This is a genomic window from Rathayibacter tanaceti (assembly GCF_001634385.1).
GTDB lineage: Bacteria > Actinomycetota > Actinomycetes > Actinomycetales > Microbacteriaceae > Rathayibacter > Rathayibacter tanaceti.
Map to the genome: position 1 here is coordinate 1 of NZ_LIIN01000171.1, position 4377 is coordinate 4377.

The window sequence follows — 4377 nt, forward strand, 5'->3', positions numbered from 1 at the left end:
CGGCTCGCACGGCGGGCGCCGCGGGAGCCCAGCGGATCGTGCGGCCAGCTGAACGTGCGCGGCGCACGCTCGAGCGGGTTCTCGAGGTCGGCCGGCTCGGTGGGCAGCGGCGGGATCGTGCCCGCCTCCGCCAGATCGCGGAGGAAGACGCCCGGGCCCCTCGCTTCGCCTGGCCGGCCCACCACGAGCCGCTGAGCAGGAGGTGATGGCGCGCCCGGGTGACGGCGACGTAGGCGAGCCGCCGCTCCTCCGCCTCGTTGCGCTCGCGGAGGGTCTCGCTGAAGGCGCCCATCGCGTCGACGACCTCCTTCTGGGTGGCGCAGCCGCGCCAGGCGAGATCCGGGAGCTCGGCGGAGTCGCCGCGGAAGGCGTACGGCATCGCGCCGAGTCGCAGCCATCCGCGGAAGCCCTCGACAGGGGTGCCGGGCAGCTCACCGTCGACCATGCGCGGCACCGCGACGAGGTCCCACTCCAGCCCCTTGGAGCCGTGGACGGTCAGCAGCTGCACGGTCCCCGGCTCCGGGTCCTCGGGGCGCGGGGCGAGACCGTCGCGCTTGTCGGCGAGCACGAGCCAGCGCAGGAACCCCCGGAGCGAGGACGCCGTGCCCGCGCCACGGTCGTCGGTCTGCAGGTAGCCCGCGACCGCGTCGCGGAACGCCTCGAGGTTGGCTCGGCCGTCGCCCCGCGATTCGTTGGCCTCGACCTCGATGTCGAGCCCGAGCTCCTGCTCGACCAGCGTGACGAAGTCGAGGAGGTCGAGCCCCGACCTCGCCCGGAGCCGGGCGAACAGGGTCCCCGCGTCATGGAGCCGGCGAAGCCCCTCCGTACTGAACGCGGCGAGCGCGGAGTGGTCGAGCCGGCCGTCCTCGCCAGGACGGCGTGCGGCGATGAAATCGAGGGCCTCGACGAGGGAGCCGCCCTCGCCCTCGGTGACGGAGGCGCGCATCCGCTCGCGCACGTCGTCCGGCAGCAGCCGGTGCGCGTGGTCGCGCGCGGCGAGCCAGGAGGCGAGGTCATGCAGGGCCTTGAGGTCGCGCACACCCAGCCGCCAGCGCGCACCGGCGAGGAGCCGGACCAGCTCGCTGCCCGCGGCAGGATCCTCCACCACGGTGAGGGCGGCGACCAGGTCGGCGATCTCGGGCTGCCGGAGCAGGCCGCCGATCCCGAGGATGTGGTAGCGGACGCCGTGCCGGGCGAGCGCCGCGGCGAAGCGCTCCATGTGCGCCCGCACACGGAAGAGCACGGCGGCGGACGGCGGCTCGGCGCTCTCGCGCAGGCGCCCGGCGAACCAGCGCGCGACGTCGTCCGCCTCCTCGTCGATCGTCTCGGGGAAGGTGAGCTCGACCGGATGCCCGCTCGCGCCGGGGCCGGCGGTCAGGGTGTCCACTGCGACCGCGCTGCCCGCCGAGAGAGGCTCGACCACGGCGTTGGCGGCGGCGAGGACACCGTGCCCGTTACGCCAGCTCGTGCTCAGCGAGAACCGCGCCGGTCCTTCGAAGTCGGTGCCGAAGCGGCCGAGCCCCTCGGCGCTGGCCCCCCGCCAGCCGTAGATCGACTGATGCGGATCACCGACCGCCATCACGCCCTGCCCGGAGAAGAGCCGCGCCAGCAGCCTGGTCTGCAGCACCGACGTGTCCTGGTACTCGTCGAGGAGCACGACCCGGTAGCGGGCGCGGTGCTCGTCGACGATGCGCGGCACGCGGTCGACGATGCGGAGCGCCAAGGCCACCTGGTCCGAGAACTCGACGAAGCCGCGCTCGGCCTTCGCCTCCTGGAAACGCTCGGCCAGGGCCGTCAGCACGGGCAGCGCGGCCACCGCCTGCAGAGCCTTCTCGAGCTCGCGGTAGAGCCCCGAGCCGCTGCCTCCGCGGGGCAGCTCGCCGAGGCGGAGGAAGTCCTCGGCGAAGGCCGCGACCTCGGCCGGATCGGCGAGGTTGTCGGCGAGGTCGTGTGCCAAGGAGACCACGAGATCGGTGAGTCGGTCGATCCCGGCCTCGACGTCGAGTATCCGCGGGTCGGCGGTGTCGGCCACCACTCCGCGCGCCAGATGCCAGGCCGAGGCCTCCGAGAGGACGCTCGCGTCGCCCTCACGGCCGATCAACACGGCGTTGTCGCGGAAGATCGTGTTCGCGAAGGCGTTGTAGGTCGAGACGGTGGCGGCCTCGAACGGATCCGGCGCGGTCTGCCCGGGCGGCAGCGGGAGCAGGCCCGCCTCGCCGAGCTGGCCGATCCGCCGCCCGATGCGCTCGCCGAGCTCGGCCGCCGCCTTGCGGGTGAAGGTGAGGCCGAGCACCTCGGACGGAGCTGCGAAGCCGTTGGCGAGCAGCCAGAGGACCCGGTTGGCCATGGTCTCGGTCTTGCCACTGCCTGCACCCGCGACGACGAGCGCGGGTTCGAGCGGCGCCTCGATCACCGCGCGCTGCTCGGGAGTCGGCGGGCGCAGATCGAGCCGTTCGGCGATGGTCAGGGCGTCGATCACGGCCCCGCCCCCTCCGGCTCGTCGTCGCGCGAGTCGTCGTCCTCGGGGACGTCGACCGCCAGTAGGCCGTCGCCCGGAACCTCGGGCACTGCGTGGATGCGGTACCGCAGGGCATCGCCGGGCGAGAACGGCACCGCGTCGAGCAGGCCGGAGAAGCGGGCCGCCGCCATCCCGAGCGCTGCGTCACGGACGCGCTGGCGCAGACGCTCCAGCTCCTCCTCGCCGAAGCGCTGCTGCACCACCTCGCGGTAGGGCTTGCCCCGCACCCCTGTCGCGACGAAGAGCAGCTTCGCGCCGCCACCGGCCGCCGGGTCCGCCGCCTCGAGCGCTCCCTCGGCCACGGCGAGCTGGTAGCTGCCGAGCTGCGCGTGCCCGGCGACATCGGCCTGCCGCGGAGCGCTGCGGCCGGTCTTGAGGTCGACGATCGTCACGGAGCCGTCGGCCGAGCGCTCGACGCGGTCGATCGACCCGCGCACCCGCGCCGGCGGGACGTCGAGCTCGAACTGCCGCTCGCGGCCGAGCACCTCGCCGCCACTGCGCTCGAAGTCGGCGAGGTAGCCGGCCAGGCCGTCGATCAGCCGGCGCGTGACGCGCTTCTGCCGCTCACCGAGCCAGGGCGACTCGAAGACGAGCTCCGGCCAGCGCGACTCGAGCGCGGCCCAGAGCGCCTCGGGATCGGGGCCCTCGGCGTTCTCGAGAACCCAGTGGACCAGGGTGCCGACCCCCATCGCCGTACTGGTGGTCGAGCCGGACACCGCGTCGACGAACCAGTCCAGCGGTGAGCGCTCGAAGGCCTCGAGCCTGCTCGGCGACACCGAGACCGGCCGCTCCGGGTCATCCGTGTCGACGAGCGGCTCGAGCGTCGACGGGTCGAGCAGTCCGGACCACGACGCCGGGTCGGCGCCGGGCACCTCCTCACGGGCGAGCACGCTCAGGCCCCTGACCGCCGCGGGCGCCTCGGGAGAGCCCGGGGTGGTGGCCGTGCGCCTCAGGGCCGCGACGCTCCGCGGAGGGTCAACGGCACCGCGGAGGCCGCGTCGAGCCGGGGCGCATCGGGCGGGCTGATCCGGAAGAAGAGGGAGGGGCTCTCGTCCTCGCCTGCGACGGCGGTCAGCACCACCTGCCGACGGGCACGGGAGGCGGCCAGCGCGAACATCCGCAGCTCGTCGTCGAGGGTCGCCTTGCGCGCATCGAGCGGCAGTGCCCCCTCACCGCGGGCGTGCCGCAGCAGGCCGTCGGGGTCGAGCAGCGAGCCGCGCGGGCGGAGGTTCGGCCAGATGCCGTCCTGAAGGCGCGCCACGACCACGACGTCGAACTCGAGCCCGACGACGGACGAGGGCGTGCCGATGAGCACAGCGTCCTCGGTCGAGCGGGGCGCGAGGGTGTCCTCCGGCACCTCCGCCTCGAGGATCTCCGTGACGAAGCCGATCGCCGAGGTCCCCGACGCGCGCTCGACGAATCGCCGAGCGGCGCTGAACAAGGCGACGACGCCGTCGAGGTTGCGGTTCGCCTCGGCGGCCGTGAGCCCGGTTCCGAGCGCGACCTCGCGCCACGACGCGGCGACCCGGCTCGACTCCCACGCCGACCACAGCAGCTCCTCGATGGAGCCGTGCTCGGCCTGCAGGCTGCGCACCCGGTCGATCGTCAGGGCGAGCCGCTCGGCCTGGCGCGCGGGGGCGGAGTCGATGGTGGCGAAGCGGCCAGGAGCCGACAGCGCCTCGACGAGGAGCGGATCGCTGGCGCGGACGCCGCCCGCCGCGAGCTCCTCGGCGCGCAGGGCGAGCCGGAGGCGGCGCAGGCCGAGGCGGTCGACCCCACCGAACGGACCCGAGCAGCAGCTCTGTCGCGAGCTCGGCGTCGAGGGGCCGCTCGCCGGACTCGCCACCCCCCACCGAGCC

3 protein-coding genes are annotated in these 4377 nt (G+C 74.5%); all 3 read right to left on the reverse strand.

Going from position 1 to position 4377, the window contains the following annotated elements:
• Nucleotides 1–2479: ATP-dependent helicase (locus ACH61_RS14120; RefSeq protein ID WP_068213227.1), on the reverse strand; the 2479-nt coding region annotated here is incomplete at its 3' end.
• On the reverse strand, nt 2476–3408 hold the full coding sequence (locus tag ACH61_RS14125) for a RecB family exonuclease (protein ID WP_068213230.1): 933 nt from the start codon (nt 3406–3408) through the stop codon (nt 2476–2478). The genes ACH61_RS14120 and ACH61_RS14125, both read right to left, overlap by 4 nt.
• A 59-nt stretch (nt 3409–3467) precedes the next feature.
• Nucleotides 3468–4377: ATP-dependent helicase (locus ACH61_RS14130; protein WP_161489675.1), on the reverse strand; the 910-nt coding region annotated here is incomplete at its 5' end.